This window comes from Mycobacterium sp. 3519A (genome assembly GCF_900240945.1).
Lineage (GTDB): Bacteria > Actinomycetota > Actinomycetes > Mycobacteriales > Mycobacteriaceae > Mycobacterium.
In genome coordinates this window covers 64,801-87,173 of sequence record NZ_OESG01000012.1, presented here as the reverse complement: position 1 = coordinate 87,173, position 22,373 = coordinate 64,801, and the positions used below count along the sequence as shown (strand labels likewise).

Annotated in this window: 24 protein-coding genes; 10 read left to right on the top strand and 14 right to left on the bottom strand. The window is 66.9% G+C overall.

The window, feature by feature from the left end:
* Positions 1-2 precede the first annotated feature (2 nt).
* Both C1A30_RS02525 and C1A30_RS35955 read right to left on the bottom strand, forming a co-directional pair.
* Positions 3-1,313: an NAD(P)/FAD-dependent oxidoreductase gene (locus C1A30_RS02525; protein ID WP_101946714.1), complete on the bottom strand. Its 1,311-nt coding sequence runs from the start codon at positions 1,311-1,313 to the stop codon at positions 3-5.
* Positions 1,314-1,331: 18 nt separating this feature from the next.
* Positions 1,332-2,189 (bottom strand): maleylpyruvate isomerase N-terminal domain-containing protein, encoded by an 858-nt coding sequence (locus C1A30_RS35955; RefSeq protein WP_235009624.1) that lies wholly within the window; start codon positions 2,187-2,189, stop codon positions 1,332-1,334.
* A gap of 69 nt (positions 2,190-2,258) precedes the next feature.
* On the opposite strand from C1A30_RS35955, the gene C1A30_RS02515 reads away from it, so the two are divergent.
* The 5 genes from C1A30_RS02515 (at position 2,259) to C1A30_RS02495 (ending at position 5,939) form a co-directional block, all read left to right on the top strand.
* Entirely contained in the window at positions 2,259-2,867 is a 609-nt protein-coding gene (locus C1A30_RS02515) for a TetR/AcrR family transcriptional regulator (RefSeq protein ID WP_101946713.1), read from the top strand.
* A gap of 14 nt (positions 2,868-2,881) precedes the next feature.
* On the top strand, positions 2,882-3,688 hold the full coding sequence (locus C1A30_RS02510; RefSeq protein ID WP_101946712.1) for a hypothetical protein: 807 nt from the start codon (positions 2,882-2,884) through the stop codon (positions 3,686-3,688).
* Between the two features lie 146 nt (positions 3,689-3,834).
* On the top strand, positions 3,835-4,140 hold the full coding sequence (locus C1A30_RS02505; protein WP_101946711.1) for a hypothetical protein: 306 nt from the start codon (positions 3,835-3,837) through the stop codon (positions 4,138-4,140).
* 64 nt (positions 4,141-4,204) lie between these two features.
* Positions 4,205-5,155: an ankyrin repeat domain-containing protein gene (locus C1A30_RS02500; protein ID WP_101946710.1), complete on the top strand. Its 951-nt coding sequence runs from the start codon at positions 4,205-4,207 to the stop codon at positions 5,153-5,155.
* A 10-nt stretch (positions 5,156-5,165) separates the two neighbouring features.
* Complete coding sequence (locus C1A30_RS02495) at positions 5,166-5,939, top strand: SGNH/GDSL hydrolase family protein (RefSeq protein ID WP_101947582.1); 774 nt, start codon at positions 5,166-5,168, stop codon at positions 5,937-5,939.
* Here the strand turns inward: C1A30_RS02495 and C1A30_RS02490 are convergent.
* The 3 genes from C1A30_RS02490 to C1A30_RS02480 form a co-directional block, all read right to left on the bottom strand.
* Positions 5,936-6,271, bottom strand: a complete 336-nt coding sequence (locus C1A30_RS02490; RefSeq protein WP_101947581.1) for a DUF732 domain-containing protein — start codon at positions 6,269-6,271, stop codon at positions 5,936-5,938. The two genes, C1A30_RS02495 and C1A30_RS02490, sit on opposite strands and share 4 nt — an antisense overlap.
* Before the next feature lie 41 nt (positions 6,272-6,312).
* Complete coding sequence (locus C1A30_RS02485; RefSeq protein WP_101946709.1) at positions 6,313-6,876, bottom strand: hypothetical protein; 564 nt, start codon at positions 6,874-6,876, stop codon at positions 6,313-6,315.
* 150 nt (positions 6,877-7,026) lie between these two features.
* The gene (locus C1A30_RS02480; RefSeq protein WP_101946708.1) at positions 7,027-7,827 is read right to left on the bottom strand and encodes a nuclear transport factor 2 family protein; all 801 of its coding nucleotides are present in this window, start codon (positions 7,825-7,827) and stop codon (positions 7,027-7,029) included.
* Between the two features lie 108 nt (positions 7,828-7,935).
* Here C1A30_RS02480 and C1A30_RS02475 point away from each other — a divergent pair, with 108 nt between their 5' ends.
* Positions 7,936-8,355, top strand: a complete 420-nt coding sequence (locus C1A30_RS02475; protein ID WP_101946707.1) for a hypothetical protein — start codon at positions 7,936-7,938, stop codon at positions 8,353-8,355.
* Here the strand turns inward: C1A30_RS02475 and C1A30_RS02470 are convergent, their stop codons facing one another.
* Together C1A30_RS02470 and C1A30_RS02465 are read right to left on the bottom strand one after the other, a co-directional pair.
* Positions 8,356-8,811: an SRPBCC family protein gene (locus C1A30_RS02470; protein ID WP_101946706.1), complete on the bottom strand. Its 456-nt coding sequence runs from the start codon at positions 8,809-8,811 to the stop codon at positions 8,356-8,358.
* Positions 8,808-9,797, bottom strand: a complete 990-nt coding sequence (locus C1A30_RS02465; protein ID WP_101946705.1) for an esterase family protein — start codon at positions 9,795-9,797, stop codon at positions 8,808-8,810. The genes C1A30_RS02470 and C1A30_RS02465 overlap by 4 nt, the downstream gene beginning before the upstream one ends.
* A 122-nt stretch (positions 9,798-9,919) precedes the next feature.
* On the opposite strand from C1A30_RS02465, the gene C1A30_RS02460 reads away from it, so the two are divergent.
* The gene (locus C1A30_RS02460; protein ID WP_101946704.1) at positions 9,920-11,062 is read left to right on the top strand and encodes an aromatic ring-hydroxylating dioxygenase subunit alpha; all 1,143 of its coding nucleotides are present in this window, start codon (positions 9,920-9,922) and stop codon (positions 11,060-11,062) included.
* Between the two features lie 2 nt (positions 11,063-11,064).
* Here C1A30_RS02460 and C1A30_RS02455 read toward each other — a convergent pair whose 3' ends face one another.
* Positions 11,065-12,264, bottom strand: a complete 1,200-nt coding sequence (locus tag C1A30_RS02455; protein WP_101946703.1) for a lipocalin-like domain-containing protein — start codon at positions 12,262-12,264, stop codon at positions 11,065-11,067.
* A 62-nt stretch (positions 12,265-12,326) separates the two neighbouring features.
* Between C1A30_RS02455 and C1A30_RS02450 the strand changes: the two genes are divergently transcribed.
* A complete protein-coding gene (locus tag C1A30_RS02450; protein WP_101946702.1) occupies positions 12,327-13,784 on the top strand; it encodes an aldehyde dehydrogenase in 1,458 nt (485 codons plus the stop codon).
* 15 nt (positions 13,785-13,799) lie between these two features.
* Here the strand turns inward: C1A30_RS02450 and C1A30_RS02445 are convergent, their stop codons facing one another.
* The 5 genes from C1A30_RS02445 to C1A30_RS02425 are packed head-to-tail and all read right to left on the bottom strand — an operon-like array spanning position 13,800 to position 17,844.
* The gene (locus C1A30_RS02445; RefSeq protein ID WP_101946701.1) at positions 13,800-14,222 is read right to left on the bottom strand and encodes a MaoC/PaaZ C-terminal domain-containing protein; all 423 of its coding nucleotides are present in this window, start codon (positions 14,220-14,222) and stop codon (positions 13,800-13,802) included.
* Positions 14,219-14,692 carry a MaoC family dehydratase N-terminal domain-containing protein gene (locus tag C1A30_RS02440; protein WP_101947580.1) on the bottom strand — a complete coding sequence of 158 codons (474 nt, stop codon included), beginning with the start codon at positions 14,690-14,692 and terminating at the stop codon, positions 14,219-14,221. Before C1A30_RS02440 ends, C1A30_RS02445 begins: the two co-directional genes overlap by 4 nt.
* Positions 14,693-14,745: 53 nt before the next feature.
* Positions 14,746-15,159 carry a nuclear transport factor 2 family protein gene (locus tag C1A30_RS02435; RefSeq protein ID WP_101946700.1) on the bottom strand — a complete coding sequence of 138 codons (414 nt, stop codon included), beginning with the start codon at positions 15,157-15,159 and terminating at the stop codon, positions 14,746-14,748.
* 16 nt (positions 15,160-15,175) lie between these two features.
* Positions 15,176-16,732 carry an AMP-binding protein gene (locus C1A30_RS02430; protein WP_101946699.1) on the bottom strand — a complete coding sequence of 519 codons (1,557 nt, stop codon included), beginning with the start codon at positions 16,730-16,732 and terminating at the stop codon, positions 15,176-15,178.
* Positions 16,732-17,844 carry an aromatic ring-hydroxylating dioxygenase subunit alpha gene (locus C1A30_RS02425; RefSeq protein WP_101946698.1) on the bottom strand — a complete coding sequence of 371 codons (1,113 nt, stop codon included), beginning with the start codon at positions 17,842-17,844 and terminating at the stop codon, positions 16,732-16,734. The genes C1A30_RS02430 and C1A30_RS02425 overlap by 1 nt, the downstream gene beginning before the upstream one ends.
* Positions 17,845-17,948: 104 nt before the next feature.
* Here C1A30_RS02425 and C1A30_RS02420 point away from each other — a divergent pair, with 104 nt between their 5' ends.
* On the top strand, positions 17,949-19,190 hold the full coding sequence (locus tag C1A30_RS02420) for a cytochrome P450 (RefSeq protein ID WP_101946697.1): 1,242 nt from the start codon (positions 17,949-17,951) through the stop codon (positions 19,188-19,190).
* Positions 19,191-19,197: 7 nt separating this feature from the next.
* On the opposite strand, the gene C1A30_RS02415 is transcribed toward C1A30_RS02420, so the two are convergent.
* Entirely contained in the window at positions 19,198-21,471 is a 2,274-nt protein-coding gene (locus C1A30_RS02415; protein ID WP_101946696.1) for a CoA transferase, read from the bottom strand.
* Positions 21,472-21,559: 88 nt separating this feature from the next.
* Here C1A30_RS02415 and C1A30_RS02410 point away from each other — a divergent pair, with 88 nt between their 5' ends.
* Complete coding sequence (locus tag C1A30_RS02410) at positions 21,560-22,369, top strand: FadR/GntR family transcriptional regulator (protein WP_101946695.1); 810 nt, start codon at positions 21,560-21,562, stop codon at positions 22,367-22,369.
* Positions 22,370-22,373 lie beyond the last annotated feature (4 nt).

The following is a 22,373-nucleotide window of genomic DNA, read 5'->3' as shown; positions in this document are numbered from 1 at the left end:
AATCAGTCGGCTTTCGGCATCGGAATGCCTTCGCTGGCGGAGAACTGCGCATCCTCCTTCGACGACAGGCCCATCGACACGACCGACCGGTCGAAGAACACGTCGGTCAGATATGCCAGCGACACCGCCCAGCGGTTGACGAACCGCGGGATCGCGTACAGGTGGTAGAGCCGGGTGACGGCCTTCGCCGGGAACCCGGACAGCTGGATGTTGAGTGGGTTCGCAACCGCCCTTCGCGGTCCGAGATCGACCACCAAACCCATGTTGCGGTGCTTGTAGGTCTTCATCGTGCCGTGGCCGAGGCTGGCTGCGACGTTGTGCGCCAACACCTTTCCCTGCCGGGTCGCGTGTTGTGCGGTCGGCGGGGTGATCTTGCCCGGCTGGGTGACGTCGGGCACCGCGGCCGCGTCACCGGCGGAGAACACCCCGGGATGACCTGGCACCTGCAGTTCGGTGTCCACCTTGAGCCGGCCCTTCTCGGTCGGCAGGCCCAGCTCGTCGATCAACGGCGCGCCGGTCACGCCGGTGACCCATGCCACCGTGTGCGTGCGGACCAACGAATCATCGCTGAGCACAACGTGTTCGGGGTGCACCTCTTTCAACGTCACACCGAGGCGGACGTCGACGCCGCGCGATTGCAGCACTCGCTGCGCGGCGGCGCCGAGCTTCTCCCCCACCTCCGGCATCACCTGCTCGGCCAGATCCAGCAGGATGAATTTGACTGCGGCGGGGTCGAAGTTGATTTGTTTGGCGGCCGAGTCGGCCAACGCCCGCAACTGAACCGCCAGTTCGGTACCCGAGTAGGACGCGCCGACCACCACGATCGTGCGCCGCGCCGCCGCCCGTCCCGGATCGTCGTCGACGTCGGCCAGTTCCAGTTGCTCGAGCACGTGGTCGCGCAGAAACAACGCCTCGGCGGTCGATTTCAGGCCGCGCGCGTGCTCAGCGAGGCCCGGCACGTCGAACAGTCTGGTCACCGATCCGGGTGTGAGGACGAGGCGATCCCACGGCAGCGTGCGGGCACGCTCTTCAGGGTCGGTGAACGTCACGGTGCGCTGCTCGAAGTCCACGCCGTCGACCCGGCCGCGGATCTGCTGCACCCCCCGAAGAGTGTTGGCCAGCGGGATCGCGACGAAGCGCGCATCCACCAGGCCGCCCGCGACATCCGGAAGCAGCGGGGTGTAGAGCATGTAGTCGACCGGCGAGATGATCGAGATCTCCACCGACGTGTCGTTCTTGCGAAGCTTCTTGGCCAGATGACGGGCGCACTCGAAACCAGTGAACCCGCTGCCGACGATCACCACAGACGTCATCGCCCCCCACAGTACGTGCTACGGGCGTTGCAGCAGCGAGCCGAACTTCATCGCCAGCCACGGCTTGCGTCCACCCGGCCGAAGCCGGCCGCGTAGCACCGGTGACAACTGCGGGACGCGGCCGAAGCCGAGCAGCAGGAACGCGACCGGATCGGCGGTGATCACGCAGTCGGCTCGCGCCCCGGCTGAAGTCACCACCGCCGTGCCGTCGTCGACCGCCATCCGGTAGCGGGGGCCGCCACGCATCCGCAACTCGAAGCTGACGTGCACACCTGCCGCGCGCCGCGGCCGCAGATACTGCGGCATCACGGTCAGCGCGCCGGGGAACACCAGCAACGCGTCGGCTTTGTCGATCGGCCAGTCGATCTTGGCGGTGCGCGCGATGTCGAGGCCGTGTATCAGTTGCTCGCCCAGTAGCAGCGCGGCCATGGTCGGCGGGCTGATCACCAATCCGTTGGGGGTCACGATCTGGGCGTGCGGATCGGCCGTCGCCGCGGCGTTCAGGTACGCCTCGGCGGTCACCTCCAGCATGTCGGCCAGCCGGCCGAGGTTGCGCTCGTTGACCTCCTCGAGGTGGCGCGCGTTGACCTTGGCGCTGAGCGCCGACGGCGATTCGGTCGACGGAACGGCGTGCGTCATGTAGCCACCGGCATGCCGGGCCAGTGCCTGGGTGTAGTCGTGGAGGTCGCCGACCACGTGGGCCGCGGTCTCGGCGGCGGTCCACGCCAGGCCCGGCACGGCGGCGTTAGGTTTGTCGATGCGACGCCAAAGCTGGGCGCTTCGTGAAACGGCGGCGCGCAGGGCGCTGAGGGTGGGGCCGTAGGCGCGGCGGGTGTCTTCGGCCGGCCCGGTCAGGGGTACGGGGGCTGATGTCATAGGGCAACTATTTCACATAATAGCACTATGTCAATAGGGTGTTGTCGGTACGAGCAAGAGGAGTCAGACATGTCGGACCAGCCCGCCTCGCTGCGCGCCGAACAGGTCGCGCAGACGCGGGCCGCGCTGATCGCGGCCGGTCGCAGGCTCTTCGGTGAGAACGGGTTTCGTGCCACTTCTGTCGAGGATCTGGCCCGCGAGGCCCGCGTCACCACCGGGGCGCTGTATCACCACTTCCCTACCAAGACAGCGCTTTTCGAGGCGGTTTTCGTCCACGCGCACACCGATCTGATGACTGCCTCCACCAAAGCGGCGCAAGGTGCATCAGACGGCATCGACGAGCTGGCCCGGGGCTTCGAGGCGTTTCTCGACGGTGTGCTGCAGCCGGATATCCAGCGCATCCTGATCGTCGACGGGCCCGCGGTGCTGGGCCTGGCCCGCTACACCGAACTGGACGAGCGATACGCCCACAAAGTGATCGTGCACTCGCTGACAGCGGCCGCCGAGGCGGGCACCATCACCGTCGACGACCCCGAGACCGCCACCCGGCTGCTGCTCGGAGCGCTCACCCGGGGCGCGATGTTGATCGCGAATTCTTCCGATCCGCTGCAGACACGGCACGCGGTGGCCAACAGCATGCGCGCGTTGTTGTCGAGCTTCACTCCGCCGCGCAGATGAGGGAAGCTGGGCGCATGGCGCGTCCGCTGCGCCGGTTCGACCCGTTCCGGCCGCTCGACATGCTGACGTCGCTGTGGTCGACGGCGGCGGTCACTCCGGTCAGCACGGGCGCGGCGGCGGCCTACCGGACGCTGTTCATGACTGTGCGACGGCTGGTAGTGGGCCGGCGGTTGACCGCCCGGCTGGATGACGGTGACCTCACGCTGACGATCACCGAATTCGATTCACGCCTGGACGTACGCGGGCTCTCCGTCGGCCAGCTCAATGACGTCCGCCTCGCGGCGCGCGACATCCATTGGAACGACAGCCGATTCGAACGGGCCACGGCGGTGCTGCACAACGTGCACATGAAGCCGACCGCCCCGCCCGTCCTGGTCGCCGCGCCGGTGGAGCTGACGCTGGAGATTCCCGCGCCGGTGCTCGATGAGCTGTTCCGGTGGGCGGCGCCGCGACTGGCAGGCGAGGTCGACACCGACGGCATCGCGCGGCTGCGGCTGGCCAACCGGCCGCTGCTGGGCAACGTCGAGGTCGACGCGCACCTCGACGGCTCGACACTGTGGCTCAAGCCGCGCGGTCTGGTCATCCGTCGTTCGCGATGGCGGTTGCCCGAGCGGACTCCGGCGTATCCGGTGCGGCTACCGCAGCTGCCTCACGGGCTGATGCTGACGGGCATCAGCTTCGCGCCCGGCGTGGTGTGCCTGACGGGCACGCTGACGGAATGGCGGATGGACGTTCCGCGAAAACGCTTGGAGGACATCCTCAATCAACTCAGTGTGGTCGGCGTACCGCTCAACTTGACCAGAATCGGGCGGTTCTTCTAGCGCCACTAGCGTCCGACCGCGGCTCGGGAGACCGTTCGCCGGTCGCAACGACCAGATGTGAAACCCCTGTGCCTATCTCACTATGAGAGCGGCGGTGACCGACTTGCCGAGTCCAACGGCCGCGACATATGACGAAAGGGCCAGGGATGAGGAAGTTCGGAATTGCCGTCGCGGTCGCCGGGTCGGCCGCGGCCACGACCATCGGCCTGGCGGCTCCGGCGGGGGCGGCGCCGTCCGGACCGGGCAACGCGCAACAGACCATCAACGAACTGCGGGCCGACGGCTACACCGTGGTGGTGAACCGGATCGGGACCACCCCGCTCGACCGGGCCAGCGTCGTGGCCGTTCGGCCGGGCCAGACCTTTTCGCGCACCGATACCGGGGTAGCCGGCGCAGGCAACGACATCTTCACAACCGTCACAGACAAGACGGTCTACGTCGACGTCAAGTAGACGCGTCAGCCCAAGGGGCACCCGACTGTATGCCCCTTCTTCGCCGTTCGGTAATGCTGTAGCCGTGCTCGAACTCGCGCGCTACCAGGAGGGCCCGGCCAGCGTGACGGTCTCGCGGGACGGCGACGACTTGGTGTTCTGGTCCTCCGACACCGATGACGGCAGGACGATCACCGAAGAGTCGCGCATGCCGGTCGCCGACTTCGTGGCCAAGGGCCAAGGGCCGTGGCCCTGGTACGACCTTGGTGCAAGGCGGGCAGGCACCCTGATGGTGCTCGACGCTCTCGGCGTCGATCCGCCTGCGTGGACGACGCCGTTGCCGACCGAGGTTCTCGACCTGTTCCGGCGGGCGCGCAGCGGAAGTACGGAAGTGATCGAATTGCTCGCCTGGGGCGCCGAGCCGGATCCGCTCGATCCCTGTGGTGCGACGCCGCTCTGGTACGGGGTGCGCTCCCCCAGCGCCGGCATCGTGGTCGCGCTGATCGATGCGGGCGCCGACGCGGGCCGTCGTATCGCGCTGTCGGCGCGCGGCGAGAGGTTCACCACGATCCTGCACGAGATCGTCAGGCTCGGCCGAACGGTCGCGCTTTCGCATGCGCTCGCCCACGGCATCGGTCCCGATCTGACCGACTCCGACGGTGCCACGCCGCTGCACGTCGTCGACGGCAACAACGACCACGTCAACCCCGAACTCGTCCGCGCACTGGTGCGGGCCGGGGCCGCCGTCGACGCGGCCACGCCGAGTGGCAGACGCCCGATCGAGCAGGCGGCGCGCCGGATCCTGCCCGCCACCGTGGCCGCGCTGGTCGAGCTGGGCGCGGATCCCGGCGCCGGCCTCGACGCGCTGCTGCCGTGGTGGGCCGGCGTCGGCGCGCGCTACTCGGGCTACCGGGCGGGCGACGTCGCCGCCGTCGTCGAGATCCTGCGCTCCGGCGGCGCCGAGGTGACCGACCGGCACCGCGAATTGGCTGCCGAAGCCGGAGCGTCGCAGGTAGAGGCGGCGCTCCGCGGCTAGAGTGCCCGGTGTGCCGGGGTATTCGCGCTATGTCGCCATAGGCGACAGTCAGACCGAAGGGCTATGGGACGGCGACGACTCGACGGGGTTGCGAGGGTTCGCCGACCGGCTGGCAGAACTCGTCGACGCCCATCACCCCGGTCTGGCGTACGCCAATCTCGCCGTGCGGGGTAGGCGGATCCGCGACCTGCTGGACGAGCAGCTTCCGCAGGCGCTCGCCATGAGCCCCGACCTCATCACGGTCTGCATCGGGATGAACGACGTCACCCGGCCCGGTCCGCATTTCGACGATGCGATGGCCGAACTCAGGGACCTCTACGCACGACTGGCGGTGTCCGACGCGACCGTCGTCACGACCACCTTCCCGGAGCTGTCGAAGATCCTGCCGATCGGCAGGCTGCTGGCAGCGCGGGTGGTGCGGATCAACGCCGAGATCCGGACCGCCGCCGACCGGTACGGCTTCCGCCTCGTCGACCTTTACCACGCCCCGTCGATGACCCACCCCGACACCTGGAGCGCCGACCGGGTACACGGCTCCCCCAAGGGCCACGAACTGTTCGCCGCCGCAGCCGCCGAAGCTCTGAATCTGCCTGGGAGTAACCATGATTGGGCAGAGCGCAATGGTGGCGGGCCGAGTCGGCAGACACTGCGTTACCAGGTGGTCTCGCAGGCGCTGTGGACGCAGAACATGCTGGTGCCGTGGCTGTGGCGGCACTTCCGCGGCAGATCGTCGGGAGACGGCCGCGGACCAAGACGGCCGCGACTTCAAGCCGTCGGGGTTTAGAAGCCCAACAGGTTGAGCGGGATCGGCGGCTGCCCGTTGGCGATCGACGACACCGCGGCCGGGCAGAACAACGAGATGGCGATACCGGTGAACATGGTGGCCGGGCCGAGCGACATCCCGCCGGCGTCGGCGACCTTGGCGGCCACGTCGGCGGCCGTCTGACCCGGCTGGGCGAGCATCGGACACACCTGCTGCCCGAGCGCCGCCGCGTCCGAAGGATCGACCGACCCGATGCCGGCGTCCGTCAACGCGGACAGGAATGCGTCGTCAGTCGTGTCGGCCTGCGCGGGCGCGGCCCACACCAGTCCGGACACCAACACACCGGCGGACATGGCGAGGGCGGTTCGTCTGCGCAACACCAGGGCAGCGTACGTCAAACACCCGTCCAGGCCGCATCGATGCTGGTGGCGACGTCGATGACCTTCGCCTTCTGCGACGCCGGGCTGTCGATCTCACTGGCTACGTGCGCGGCGATGAACCGCCTGATCTCAGCGTCGATATTGCCGAGAATGCGCACCAACTCGGCGCGCAGCGACTTCGACGTCACGTGGATGGAGATGTTGGACGAACGGGGTTTGTCGAAGTCGAGAATCAACAGCAGCGGCTCGGCGGCCCGTGCCGTGGCGCGCAGCGCTATCTCGCCGAACACCATGAACTTCGGCCGGTCGATGCGCAGGTCGACGACCATGTCGATCTCGAGCGGGATCCGGATGTCGAAGGTGATCAGCTCACCCACTGTGCGCGTCACGCGGGGATCCATGATCCTGACCTTGGCGGTGACCTTGGCGAACTTGCCCGGCCCCTGGGCAATCGGGCCGATCTCGAACGAGTCTCCGGCGATCTCGGCGATCGCCCCGCCCACGCGTTCTTCGCTCACCGCGGTCTCGAAGAACTTGCGGCCGAACTGTTCGTAGGTGATGTAGTCAGCGGCGTCCATGGTGCTGTAACCGTCTCACGTCCGCCGTCACAACCGCGACAACGCGACCGAATCGAGACACCGGCCGCTCGCCGCGGGCTTCGCTGGCGTCATCGTCGCTGTGCCGGTCATGCCGACCGGTCTACCCGGGCAGACAACCGGTGAAACGGTTCAACCCGCCTCGCTGAACACGCGGATCCGCGTGATGGCAAGGGGTTCGGCCGCCACCTCGGCGAAGACGACGCTGCGCTGACCGGCCCGCTCGGTGGCCGCGACGACCACTGGCCCGGACCCGATGAGTTTGCGCCAGTGCGCCCCCGACAGATGCCTGACCAGGTCCCCCGCGCTGAGCGGCGCGTCGTCGCCGGTGGAGATCCGGACCTGGCCGGCAAGGCGTCTGCGCATCCCCACTTCGTCGCCTGCGCAGGCCGCATCCAGGAACCGCGCAACCACTCCCTTCGCCCCGCTGCCGACACCGCGCAGACCGCCGAGGAAACCCAGCGTGCCGACGAGCCCTTGATTGCGCAGCAGCAGTCTCGACAGCTGAAGGCCCGCAGGCACTGCCCTGACGCCGCCGCGCAGAAACTGCAACGCCATCGCGGGCAGTTCCCAAAAGGCTGACAGCGCAGCGAGTTTCAGCTCTCCCCCATCCTCGGCCATGTCGTAGCGGATGTACACCGGCACCCTCATGGTGAGCGTCGACGCCATCGTCACCTCGAGTTCGCCGTCGCGCACGACGGTGCGGCCGACCACGATGTCGACATCTGGGTGGAACCGAATCACGCGCGGGCCGATGAACGTGTCATAGAAGCGCCCGATCGCGGCGACCCCACGATGCGGCGCGGAGCCGACCGGGTCCTCGACGCGGCCGTCCGGCGCGAACAGACCGACCCAGGCCGTGCGGTCATGCGCGCCCGCGGCGGCCGGGGAACGCTCCGCGGTAGCCAACACGTCGGCGCGCGTGAATGCCATATGGGTTGCCTACCACCCGCCGCCACGGTCAGTCGACTAGTTCGCCGAGCGCGGGCACACTGGGGATTGCCGCAACGCTGCGGTGCATGGCTGGCAGGAGGAACCGCAATGAGCAGCAACGGGCCTTTCGGGATCGATCCCGAGGAGTTCGACCGGGTGGTCCGTGAGGCGGGCGAAGGCCTACGCGACGCGCTCGACGGAGTCAGCAGGTTTTTCACCACGTCCGGGGAGCGTGCCGGCTGGGCCAACCTCTTCGACGAATTCACCCGGCAATCGCGGGGCAGAACCGAACCGGAGACCACCGGCGAAACCGGTGACGGCGTCTGGGCGATCTACACGGTCGACGACGACGGTGGCGCGCACATCGAACAGGTCTATCCGACCGAACTCGACGCACTTAGGGCGAACAAGAACAACACCGACCCGACACGCAGGGTGCGCTTCTTGCCGTACGGCATCGCGGTCAGCGTGTTGGACGCCACCCCCGAGACCCCTGAGACCCCGGAAGCCACCGACTCCGGCGAGTAGCTAACCGAAGCACTCTCGCATGCCTGCCAACATGGCGGTGTGCGCCTTGACCGCCTCGTTGACCGTCATCGCCGCCAACAGGCGCGGCGCCTCGATGCGCATGTGTTCGGTGATCAACGTGCCGTCGTCGATCGGCTCGAAGGTCACCGTCGTCCGCAGTCGCACCCGGGGGAACTGGCGGGCCTCCGCGGTGACCGGGCCGCTGTCGGGCACATGCAGGCGTGCCCCGTACTTGATCCGTAATTGCAACGGGCCCAACGGAACACGGTCCTTCACCTGATAGCTGAGCTGGTAGCCGTCGGCGGTCTGTTCACGACCCGTTGTATGTACCTCGACCACCAGCGGATGCACTTTCTTGATGTTGTGCAGGTCGACGTAGAACTCCCGGACCTCCTCCGGTGCGGCGGGAATTTTCTCGGAGACGGTGCGCTCGGTGCGTGCCACCCAGCGGCTCACGACTGTGCGGCAGGCGATGCGCCGAGCACCCGCTGGATATCGGGCTTCATCTGTTGCAGTTGCTGGCCCGCATACCCCCACGCGTGGATGCCGTCGGCGAAGTTGAACACCGCGTTGTTGCCGCCCGCGGCGATGTAGGCGTCGGCGAACGCATGGTTGGAGTCGACCGCCATCCCCTCCAGGAAGCCCAGCCCGCCGATCGGCGCGTCCGGGCTGGCCAGCGCCGGATCCGTGGGCGTGCCACTGCCGCAGTAGATCCACAGCCGGGTGCCGTTGGCGGCGAGCCTGCCTGCCTGCACCGTGGGATCGTTGCGAGCCCATGCCGGGTCGCCGGGCGGACCCCACATCGCCTCACGGCTGAAGCCGCCGTTCCACATCATCGCGATGCCCACCTGGCCGGGGTCGGCCGACAAGTTCAAAAACCCCGATATGGATCCGGCGTAGGCGAACTGCTGCGGGTGGAAGGCGGCCAGGATCAACGCCGACGACCCGCCCATGGAGAACCCGACGACGGCGTTACCGGTCTGCGGTGTCCCCTTGTTGGCGGCCAACCACGCAGGCAGTTCCCGAGTGAGGAAGGTTTCCCACTTGTACGTCTGTGTTCCGCCGTTTCCGGCGGCGGGTGCGTACCAGTCGCTGTAGAAGCTCGACTTGCCGCCGACGGGCAGGACCAGCGACAGCCCCGAGCCGTTGTACCAGTCGAACAGTTGGGTGTTGATGTCCCAGCCGTTGAGGTCGTCGCCTGCCTCCATGCTGTCGAGGACGTACACCGCGTGCGCGGACGGACCGCCGCTCAAGAACTCGACCTTGACGTTGCGGCCCATCGCCTGCGACGGCACCTCGAGGTATTCGATGGGCAGCCCGGGGCTGGAATACGCGTTGGCCGCCGGTGTGTGGCCCACCAACCCGGGGATCAGCGCGGCCGCGAACGCCGTGACCGCGAACCGTCTGACCCAGCTACCGGCCTTTCCGCCGAGAATCGCCATGGCCGCCCCTCCATCTCAGGCCCCGACCCGGATTCAGCGGACAATACGCGCCAGACGGCGTTCACCAGCCGATTTTCGGCGACTGTTGGCTTTTGTTATAAAAACAACAAGAATGGTGGGCCATGGATCGCGACCAGCTCATCGATCTCACCCGCCGCGCGGTCAAGCTCGCACGGGACAAGACGACGGACCTGGTGCCTGCCGAGCACAAGGTGGCCGCGGACACGTACACATCGGCGGAGCGTCACGCGCAGGACACCGCGCTGTTGACGGCCAGCCCGCAGCTGGTCGGCTATGCCTCCGAACTGCCTCATCCCGGCACCTACTGCACCAAAACCGTGCTGGGCCGGTCGATTCTGCTGACACGAAGCGCCGACAACACGGTGCGCGCGTTCGACAACGTCTGCCTGCACCGCCAGTCCCGCATCGCCGAACGCTGCGGTGCCGCGCGTAGGCTCGCGTGCCCCTACCACTCCTGGACATACGATCTCGAGGGCAACCTGGTCGGCGTGCCAGGCAAGGAAGGATTCCCCGAAACATCTTCGGGGCCTAGAAGATTGACCGAACTACCCGCCACGGAATGCGCGGGTTTCCTGTGGATCTCACTGGACCGCGAGGCATCGCTCGACATCCCGGCTTTCCTCGGACCGCTCGCCGACGAACTCGAGGCGTGGGGCGTCGGACGCTGGTCACCGCTGGGTGAGAAGGTGCTGGACTGCCCGATCAACTGGAAACTCGCGATCGACACCTTCGCGGAGAACTACCACTTCGCGACCGTGCACAAGACCACCTTCGCGACCATCGCGCGCAGCAACTGCACGGTGTTCGATTCGTTCGGCCCGCACCATCGACTCGTCTTCCCCCTCAACGGAATTGAAGACCTGGTGGACATGCCTGAGGAGCAGTGGGATCCGCTGCAGGCCATGGTGGTGATCTACGCCTTGTTCCCGAACATCGTGCTGTCGTGCACGATCGCCAACGGCGAATTGTTCCGCGTCTACCCCGGCGACGTGCCGGGGCGGTCGATCACCGTGCACCAGAACTCCACGCCGCTGGACCTGTCCGACGAGGCGACGGCCGCCGGCGCGGCCGCGGTCTTCGACTATGCCCACGCGACGGTGCGCGACGAGGACTACGCGCTCGTGGCGGGTCTGCAGGCCAACCTCGAATCCGGTGCGCGTGACCATCTGGTGTTCGGCCGCAACGAACCCGGCCTACAACACCGCCATCAGATGTGGGAGGAGGCGCTGCTCCGCCGAACGTGAGCTTACGTGCGAGATTTCGCGATTTCTTCGAGCACGAGTTCACGTTCGGCGGGGTTTGCCGCCGCGATCACGTCTGCCAGTTCCCAGTCCCGGTACAGCGCGAGCGATCGCTCGTAGAAGGCGAACCCGCTGACCGGGCGGCCGCGGTGTGTGCCGCGGTAGCGAAAGGGACCTTCCATGTACTCCAGGGGCAGGCCGTGCGCCGGGGCGGGCACCAGCGGTTCGCCGACGAGGTCCAGATCGAGTTGCTGCGACGTCAGGCGGTGCCGATCGGGCATGTACCGGACCGTCGAAGGCGGCGGCACCAGGGTCTTGACGTCGTCGGGCCAGCGTACGTAACTGTCGACGGTCACCTCGACGTCGTCGGCGTATTCGGAAGCGTTGTCCGGGGAGCTGGTCGTGGCGCCCGAGAATGGTTGTAACGCATTGCGATTCGTGCGATCGAACTGGTGCCAGACGGACAAGTCGACGCCGTTGTCGAGGTTGATCGTGCGCCACTCGTGCGCCCGCGACCTGATGTCGCCCGTAGGTCCGCCGTCGTTGGCGACCAACGGAAACCACTGCCGGTCGACGTGGCCCGTGCGTCCGGACACCTTCTCGTCGACCGCACCCCAGCGCAGTGTGCCGGTCATCGCCATCCGGGGCTGGAAATAGGAGTAGGTCGCAGGCTGCCCGAAACACTCGATCTTGCCGTTGTACGCGGCGGCGCCGAGCGGAACGGGCGCGCGCGAGGGAGTGACGTGCAGATCCAGATGCATGGCGTCGGTCCCGACCAGGCTGACGTCGTAGGTATACGGGATCAACCGGTCGTGTCGGTCGCGACAGGCCCGCCAGGTCGCTCGACCGGCGCTGCTGTCGTAGGTCATGTCGAGATGGCCGGTCTCGGTGGAGAGTTTGGGTTGCGCCCCCGGTGCCAAGTTGGCCGGCGGCATGTCGTAGTCGGTGAACGTCGCGTAGTCGCCGGTGTCGAGGTCGAACAAGGCGAACGTGTAGAAGTCGGCGACGATCCCCGCGCCGGGCCGGTTCTTGTTGAAGATCGTCAGAAACGCGAAGTTCCGCCCGGAGGCGGCGGTCAGGTCACCGGCGATGAACCAGGTGTCGGATTCGAAGTCGGGGTGGTTGCCTTCGGCGCCCGGAAACGACAACTGCGGGTCGCCCGGCACCAGGTCGAACGGGTACACACGCCAATCGGTGTTGTCCACGGCACCTGCCTTTTTTGCTATGTTTACAGCAATAGCAACTTTAGCGGTTCGGAGGCGCGACCGTGAAATCCCTTGTCTACGACAAGCTCTATATCGGCGGCCGCTGGCAGCAACCTGCCACCGATCGACGCATCTCGGTGATCTCACCGCACAGCGAGGAGGCGATCGGCGAGACGCCCGAGGCGTCGGCCACCGACGTCGACAGGGCGGTGCAGGCGGCAAGGACCGCGTTCGACGAGGGACCGTGGCCGCGGCTGACGCCGTTCGAGCGGATGGAGAAGATCGAGAAACTCGCCGCGGTGTACAGCGGCCATACCGACGAGATGGCCGATCTGATCACCGCCGAGATGGGCTCGCCGCGCAGTTTCAGCAAGCTGGGCCAGGCCACCGGCGCGGTGGCGCAGATGCATCTCAACCTCGCGACGGGGCGCGACTTTCCGTGGGTCGAGCGGCGGCAGGGCCTGTTCGGCGAGGTGCACGTGCGCCGCGCCCCCGTCGGGGTGGTGGGTGCGATCGTGCCGTGGAACGTCCCGCAGTTCCTGATCATGCCGAAGCTCATCCCGGCGCTGATCGCTGGGTGCACCGTCGTGGTCAAGCCCGCACCCGAAACCCCTTTGGACGCATTGTGGTTGGCGGAGATGCTGGACGAGATCGACTTGCCGGAAGGCGTGGTGTCGATCATCCCTGGCGGACGCGAAACCGGTGAAGCGTTGGTCCGCCATCCCGGGGTGGACAAGATCTCGTTCACCGGGTCGTCGGCGACGGGCAGGCGGATCGCCGCGTTGTGCGGCGAACAGCTCAAGCGGGTCAGCCTCGAACTCGGCGGCAAGTCGGCGGCGATCATTCTCGACGACGCCGACATCGACCGCACCGTCAAGCATTTGAAGATGGCGAGCCTGATGAACAACGGGCAGGCCTGCGTGGCGCAAACCCGGATCCTGGTCAGCGAGCGGCGCCACGACGAGGTGGTCGACGCGCTGGCCGACATGATGGCCGACCTGCAGGTGGGTGATCCGGCTGACGACGCCACCGATATCGGGCCGCTGGTCGCCGCGCGTCAGCAGGGCCGCGTGCGAGGCTACATCCGGCACGGTGTCGACGAGGGCGCGCGAATGGTGTTGGGCGGTCCGGAGAAACCCCGCGATCGCGGTTGGTATGTCCAGCCGACACTGTTCGCGGACGTGCACAACGAAATGCGGATCGCGCGTGAGGAGATCTTCGGGCCGGTGCTGACTGTGCTCGAGTATGCCGACGAGGCCGACGCCATCCGCATCGCCAACGACAGCGACTACGGGCTGGCCGGGTCGGTGTGGACGGACGACGTCGCGCACGGTCTGGAGATCGCAGCCCAGATCCGGGCGGGCACCTACGGCATCAACATGTACACGCTCGACACCACCTGCCCGTTCGGCGGATTCAAGCAGTCCGGCATCGGCCGTGAGTTCGGCCCCGAAGGGTTGTCGGAGTACGTCGAGTTGCAGTCGACGGTCAGCGCAGGCAAGCTACCGGAGCTCAGCTAGCGCTGGAGCCCGGGACTAGCCCGGTAGTTCCAGGGTGACCTCTGCGGGACAACACAATTCGTCGCGCTGATTGAAGATGGCGATCTCCAGGTCGACCAGATGCCGGGGCGCGCCACCCGCGCTGTCGACGCGCTTGCCGACCACCCTGCCACGTCCCACCATCGAATCGCCCGCGTACACCGACCCGAGCAGCGACACCTTGCGCCGGACCACCCTGCTCGTCGGCCCACCGAAATCGGTGGCGATCCGGTCGATGAACCCGGCCAGATGCATGGTGTTGACGAAAATCGTTGGATGCCCGTGGTCTTTGGCGTACTGCGGGTTGTAATGCCACGGCACGTAGTCCCATGTGGTGCCGGCGTTCATCACCACCCGTTCGTAGCTGATCGGGTCGACGACGTCGGGCAATTGCTGCGGCGCCACGTCCTCCCACTTCATCGGTCGCCCGCCGGGATATAGCGGAACAACGTGTTGGTGCAGATCGCTACGACCGCGCCGTCCGCGCGGGAATACGTCTCACTGGTCTCGACGAAATGCCCTGCGCCAAGGCGGGTGACCTTCTCCGGCGACACTTTGGTGACCTCCTCCACCACGCTGAGCATGTCGCCCTCCAACACCGGCATCAGGTATTCGGCGTCGTTGGACGCGTTGATGATCGCGGTGCCCGGCAAGGGAACTCGCACAGCGATCGACGCCGTCAGCGGTTCGCCGTCGGGCAGCCACGGCGGCGGCATCAACAATCCCACCAACAGCGCCGGCGGCGCGACCAGACCGCCCCACACCGCCTTCGCGAATTCGGCATCCCAGTACGACGGGTTGGGGTCACGCACCATCGACGCGAAGTGCTGGATGCGGCCACCGCTGACGGCCGTGCCGGCGAACCGCGGCGCCGTCTTCGTGCCCACCATCAGCAGCGCGTCCTCGTAGCTGCCGAACGCGAGTTCGTAACTCAGATCCGTTGTCACACCGGCAACGCGCTCGCCCGCGTGGCGAGATCCCAGACGAGTTCGCGCGAGGTGAAGTACCAGCCGCCGCGCTCGTAGATGAGGGCGTCGGTGAATGTTCCGGTCGCCTGAAGTTCGGCCCCGACGAACACCAATGCGACGCACTGCTGTGTGGCGTCCACACCGTCGACCGTTATCTCGTGGTCGACGGTCACCAGTCGCTTGCCGTCGCCGCCGTCGAACGCCGCACGCAGATCGGTGAAGCTCTCGCCGCCCCGCACCACGGTCGCACCCGAGTGCCGGAACGTCTTGATCCAGACCTCCAGATCCCCCGCCGAGTACGCCCTGTTGTACCGCGCGTCCAAGTTGAGTATCGCGGCCCGCCCTGCCAGACCGTCCAACACAAACTGCTGTTGATACGTCAACGTCATCCGGTTGTCCCCCGTCCTATCGGGTCAGCACGTAGCCGTGCGCTTCGCGGTCCCATGCGGCCTCACTTAGTCCTCTGCTGCGGAGCACGTCCTTGCGAACGCGCCCGATGACGTTCTTCGGAATCTCGTCGACCACTTCGAGGTACCGCGGCACGCAGAAGTAGGGCATGCGAGCCGAGCAGAAGTCGAGCAACTCGGCATGGTCGACCACTGCGCCCGACCGCAGGGTCAGCACGACGAGGATGTCGTCCTCGCCGAGATCGCTGGGCACACCGACGGCGGCCGCCTCCGACACGGCAGGGTGACGCATCACTGTCTGTTCCACCTCGACCGAGGAGACGTTTTCGCCGCGGCGCCGAAGCGAATCCTTCACCCGGTCCACGAAGGTCAGGTTGCCGTCGCTGTCCAGGACGCCGAGATCGCCGGTCCGGAACCACTCAGAATGGGGGTTGACCTGCAAAGAGTGCCCGCCGGACGCCGACGCCACATACCCCTCGCTCATCGCATGCGGTGACCGCGCCCGGCAGGCAATTTCTCCCACCATACCCTCAGGTACGGGTTCGCCGAGCAAATCGACAATGCGAACCTCGAAATCGGGGTTGACGTGCCCACTCGTACCCGGTCTGCCGTACTCCGAAACCGCTTTGTACGCGATCGGGAAGGCCTCCGTCAGCCCGTACATCGTCACGACGCGGCACTGGTAGCGCTCTTCGATGGCGTGGTACATGTCGGCCGCGATCGGGGCCGCCGAGATGAACCGCAGGCCGGTCTCGGCGTCGCTCGGATGGGGCGGCAGATTCCACAGCATCGACACCATCGCCCCCGCGCCTGCGAACCCGACCGCGCCGCACGCCCGGATCTCGTCCCAGACGGTGCCGGGATGAAACGCCGCGGCCAGCACGCTCGTCCCACCGACCAGCATCGGCGCCAGCACAGTGGGCGCGGCGCTCAGATGGAACAGCGGCATCGCGGTCCACAGCACGTCTCCCGCGCTGAACTCCCACGTCGCCGCGACGGTGCGGGCCGCAGTGAAAAGGTACTGCCAGGTGGTCACGACGGCCTTCGATGGCCCCGTCGTGCCTGACGTGAAGAACAGCGCGATATCGAGCGGGTCCGCGGTCGCGACCGGCGGCTCTACAGGCGCGGAATCGAGCGCGTCATCCAGCGCATCACCCTGCACCAGAACAGATCTCAGCGTCCCGACGTGCCCGGCCACCTCCACGAGGCGAGGGTGACGGTCGGCGTCGGTCACTACCACCGCGGCCCGCGACAACCGCAACGCATGCAACAGGAAATCGCCCTTGCTGGCGGCGTTGACCGCCGCGGGCACCGCGCCGAGGCGCGCCGCACCGAGCCAGAAGTACACCCATTCCGGGCAGGTGCCGGTGAACAGCGCGACCGTCTCGTCCCGCTTGATGCCAAGGCCCGCAAGCACATTCGCCGCCGCGCAGGAGCGATCCCGCATCTGGGCGAACGTGACGGGCGTCCCCGCGATCGACATCATCACGCGATCGCCGAACTGCTGGGCGCGCCGGTCCAGCACCGCCGGGACGGTGTAGCCCGCGTCGGGCATCACACCCTCGCTGCCGCCGGGTCGGGTTCGCCCTCCGCGGTGTACCCGAAATCGTCGGCCGACGGTTGTTCACCCGGGTAGAACCGATGCGCCCACCGCCGCAACGCGGCGTAGTCCCGCGCCTCCTCCGGGGCGAGGTTGGGCTTCTCCAGGTACTTCATGTTCTCCCAGGTGAAGAAGTCCTGCTTGATGACTTCCTGTTGCAGCGCAAGGAATTTCGCGGCGCGACCGGTCGGCTTGTCGCCGGCGTCGTCGGGTTCGCGGACGGAGGCCTGGGTGTAGAAGTAGTCGGTGTAGTCCTCGTCGACCGGCGTCTGCCCGGTCACCTGAACGGTGGCAACCAGATCTGAAGGGAATCGGACGACGCCCAGCCCGAGCGAATAGTTGTCGTAGATGATCTTGGCCTCGACGGGGCCGTTGGGCGTCAGCCACGTCTTAGCCCGGCCTCCACCGAAGTCGGCGTTCACCGTCGCGTGCAGGTGGTATCCGCTCACCTCGAACGAGGCGGTGTTCGCGGGATTGGCCGCCTTGTGCACATACTGCACGTGGTACGGGTCGGCCGCGTTCTCGATGATCATCTGCGCGTGCACCTTGACCCGGTTGACCATCCGGGTGTGCGGGTGCAGCGGGTAGTACTCGTCGGTCTCCAACTCGGGCAGCACCGGCGGCTGCCAGTACGGCGCGCGGCCGTGGCGTTCATGCCACACCACGATGAACCCGTACCACTCCGCGGCCGGATACGCCTTGATGCGCACGTTCTGCTTGCACCCGATCTTGCTGTACGGGATCAGCGCATTGGTGCCGTCGCCGTTCCAGTGCCAGCCGTGCCATGGGCAGATGATCCGCTCACCGTCCACGGTGCCTCCGACGCCCATGTTCGCGCCGAGGTGCTGGCAATACGCATCCAACACGCTGATTTGGCCGGACTGGGTCCGGAAGATGACGAGTTCTTCGCCGAAGTAGTGCGCGCGTTTGACCTGACCCGGCGCCAGGTCCGAGGCGAACCCGACGATGAACCATCCCGTCGGGAACCGGTATTTCGAGAGGCTGATGCCGCTTGGCCCGAACTCGCGCTCCGACGGGTCGGTGGTGTCCGCAACCGTGTCCGCCACTGGTCTCTCCGTCCGCGCGCCATCTAGGCAGGTCAGAACCTGTCCGTTGCCTATTTTTACTATTTTAGGCATTCTAGGTCAAGGTCAGCGAAACGAGGAGCGGCATGCCCACCACGACTCCGGTCGACTTGTCAGATTCTTCGTTGTGGCAGAACGGCTTTCCCGACGATCTATTCGCCGAGTTGAGGCGCGAACGACCGATCTTCCATCACGAACTGACCGACGGCGTCGCCAAAACCGTGAAACGCGACTTCTGGATGACGACGAAGCACCGGCATGCGCAGCGGATCCACCGCGACACCGACTCGTTCACCGCGGCGGATGGTCCGTTGATTCAGCCCATCGGCGTGATGACGGATTTTCCGACCATCATCCACATGGATCCGCCCGAACTGACCAAGCGGCGCAGGGTGATGTCGCATGCGTTCACCCCAAAGGCGATCGGCAGGCTCGAAGACGGCATCCGCACACGCGCGGCGTCGTTGATCGACCGTCTGCTGGCGGCGGGCGGTGGGGATTGGATCGCCGACGTCGCCGACGTGCTGCCCATGACGGTCATCGGCGACATCATCGGCATTCCCGACGCCGACCGTCCGGACATCTTCGACACCCTGGACCGCATTCTGCAGACGGCCAATTCGCCGGGTGCCCAAGCGAGCGAAGCCGAACAGCTCGAACTGTTCGGGAAGATCTTCACCTACGCGCTGGAACTCACCGCGGAGAAGCGGCGCCATCCGGTCGACGACATCTGGAGCACGTTGGCCACCGCCGTCGTCACCGACGACAACGGAGAGCAGCTGTCCATCCCCGCCAACGAACTCGAAATCTTCTTCTACGTATTGACTTTCGCGGGCAGCGACACCACGAAGAACGCGTTGGCGTCCGGACTGCAGGCGTTCGTCGCCAACCCCGCCGAGATCAGCAGGTACCGCGCCGACGCAGCGATCCGGTCGAGCGCGGTGGAGGAAGTGTTGCGGTGGGCGACTCCGGTGGCGTTCTGGACGCGCAGCACCAAGGTCGACGTGGAGATCGACGGGGTCACCATTCCGAAAGGCGACCGAGTGGTGTCGATGCTGCGATCAGCCAATCGCGACGAGGACGTGTTCGGCGATCCGTTCGCCTTCGACATCGGCCGCACCGACAACCAGCACGTCACGTTTGGCGGCGGCGGGCCGCACCATTGCCTCGGTGCGATGCTGGCGCGCGCGGAGATCCGCGCGGTACTCGACGAATTGCTCTGTCGCACAGCCGACATCACACTTGGTACGCCGACCGTCAGTCACCCGAACCTGACCAACAACATGTCGATCTTCGACGCGTTGCCGATCTCGGTGCGGCCGCGCTAACCGAGGGTCACAGTCCTTTCGGGCGGGTGCCGATCACGCCCTGACCCGCCAACCGTTCCAGGTCGGTCGCGGTCAGCCCGCAGAGTTCGGTCAGCACCTCGCCGTTGTGTTGCCCCAGCGTGGGTGGCGGACGGTGCAGCCACTTGCCTGCGCCGTCGAGGACAGCGAACGGCGGGGTCGGGTACAGCGTCTCCCCCGTGCTCGGATGATCCAGGCGTTCGAAGAAGTCGCGGTCCTTCAGTTGCGGATTCTCCACGACCAGCGACGGCGACACGACCGCTTCCGCCGGAATGCCCACCCCGGCAAGCGCTTCGACGACGTCGTCCCGTTCCCGGGTGGACACCCACAATCCGACGTCGACGCCGTCCGTCAGCCGCGACAGCGCCGCCCGCTGCTCATCGGTGCGCGCGCAGATCGCGATCCAGTTGTCGTCACCCGCGCACGGGTACAGATCCTGCAGGGCACTCGGGTGGCCACGGTTGCCGCGGCGCGCCAGAACCTCGCCGAACACCTCGAATTCAATCGCCTGCACCGCGGTCACGTTGAGCACCGTTTCGATCATCGGCACTTCGACGAGTTGACCACGGCCCGTGCGGTCGGCGAACTCCAGCGCCGCCAGCAGGGCGAAGGCGGCATGGGCACCGGCGAGCGGATCGCAGGCACCGCGCGGCGGCACCGGCGGACCGTCGGGCAGTCCGGTCACCCACGCCAGACCGGCGATCTGTTCCATCGTCGGGGCGAAGCCGACGCGATCACGCCAGGGCCCGGTCAGCCCGAACGCGGGCATCCGGACCACCACCAGATCAGGTTTGAGGCCGAGCAACTCGTCTGCCCCCAGCCCGAACTGGTCCATCACCCGCGGTGAGAAGTTCTCGACCACCGCGTCGGCCTGACCGACCAACTGCTTGAACAGTCGGACGCCGTCGTCGGACTCGAGATCCAGCGTCACCGACCGCTTGTTGGTGTTCATCGCGTGAAAGACCCAGCCGTACTCCCACCAGTCGTCGACGTCGGTGCGCATGCCACCGGAGTAGCGGATACCGTCCGGCCGCTGGATCGACTCGATCTTGATGACGTCGGCGCCGAACGCGGCCAACGAATGCGTCGCCGCCGGCCCGGCCCAGAACGCGGTCAGATCGACGATCCGCACCCCCGCCAACGGCAGCCCGGCCGCCGCCGCGGCGCTCAGTCCCCTTGGCTGCCAGAGAGTTTCACCGTCGGACCCGCCAACCGCTGGTGTCCGACGCACCGCAGCCGGTGCTGCTTCCGACATCAGCCACGGCGGACGCGGTTGACGGAAGCGCGCCGGGTTGTCGACGTACACACCGCGCTCACGCAGATGGTCCATCTGCGGAATGGTCGACCCGTTGCCCAGTGGTGCGATCGGCAACCGGAACAACTGACCGAGTTCCACGATCTCGTCGACGGTGCGTTCGCGCATCCAGGGCCCGATGCGTTCGCGGATCCAGTCGCGGTAGTCCCAGCGGCCGATCTGGAAACGCAGATCGGGGATCTCCGTCAGTTCGGGGCAGTCCACCATCGCGGCGAAATCCAGCCATTGCTGGCCGGTCACCATGCTGATGCCGACGTAACCGTCGGACGCCTCTACGATCGACGGCACCTCGATCGAGCGGCGAATTGGGGGCACCTGCAACAACTGTGAGTGCAACCACTCGCTGGACTGCATCAGCGTGATCGCTTCGAGCATGGACATGTCCAGATGACCGCCAGGGCCGCCGCCGCGCACCCGCCGCCACATCGCCAGCGCACCGTAGGCCGCCCACACCCCGCCCATGTACTCGCCCAACTCACCGCCGATCGAGATCGGCGGCCCCGCCGGATCGCCGCGGAAGCCCGTCAACCCCGACGCGGCCTGCAGCGTGAACTCGGTGGCCGCCCGCTGCGACCACCGTCCGGTCAGGCCGAAATCCGAGATGGTCACGACGACGCAGCGAGGCGACTGGTCGAGCAGTCGGCGCGGGTCGATCCGTTGGGTGATGATCACGACGTCCGCACACGCGAGCAGATCATCGGATGCCGCTGTCACGCTGCGCTTCCCGGCGTTGAGATAACTGAACAGTGGCGCGTCGGCGCCCGCCGGCGGTACCGCCCCGGTTGCGGTGAAGCGGCGCAACGGATCTCCCGACACCGGCTCGACCTTCACCACGTCGGCGCCCGCGTCGACGAGTAGCTTGCCGCAATATGCGCCTGCGATCCGGTCACTGATCTCGACGACGCGCAGATCGTCCAGCGGGGTAGCCGAGGCGCCGCTCAACCGCACATCCTCCCTGGTTTCTTTGTCATCTTAGTAACTTTTGTCGGATAGCGGTCGCTCCTAGCAGGCATATCGCTGTTAGCATTAGCACGATATGACAACACTGGGAATCGGCCCCGAGGCCCGGCGCAGGCTGTCGGCGCGCAGGACGGCTGAGATCGTCGCCGACGAGCTTCGGCGGCAGATCATCGACGGCGAACTCTCCGACGGCGACCTGCTGCCGCGTCAAGAGGTGCTCGTCGAGCAGTTCAACGTCAGCCTGGTGTCGTTGCGCGAGGCGTTGCGGATCCTGGAGACCGAAGGCCTGGTGTCCGTGCGGCGCGGCAACCGCGGTGGCGCGGTCGTGCACGCTCCGGCCAAGGCGAGCGCCGCCTATATGCTCGGCCTGCTGCTGCAGAGCGACTATGTGCCGCTGGCGGATCTCGGGACCGCGTTGGGTGAACTCGATCCGATGTGTGCGGCGCTGGCCGCCAAGCGTCCTGACCGCGGTGAGACGTTGGTGCCCAAGCTCAAGGAACTCAACGACGCGATGGCCGAGCACATCGAGGACGGGGCGCGCTTCACCGAGATCGGCGGCCAGTTCCACGACGAGATCGTGCGTGGCTGCGGCAACCACACGATGATCGCCGTGGTCGGCAGCCTCGAAACGCTGTGGAGCAGCCATCTGCAGTGGTGGGCCGACGAGACCGCGGCCAAGGGCGAGTACCCGGCGCTGAGCAAGCGCCGCATCGCGTTGAGCGTGCACACCAAGATCGCCGACGCGATCGAGGCAGGCGACGCCGAGCGCGCGCGCAAGCTGTCGGCGCGCCACCTGGCCGACACCCAGGCGTACTTCATGGCCGAGGATCCCGAGCGGCGCATCGTGGCACTTTCGCCGCAAGCGCTGGCTCGACGTCAACGCTGAAAGG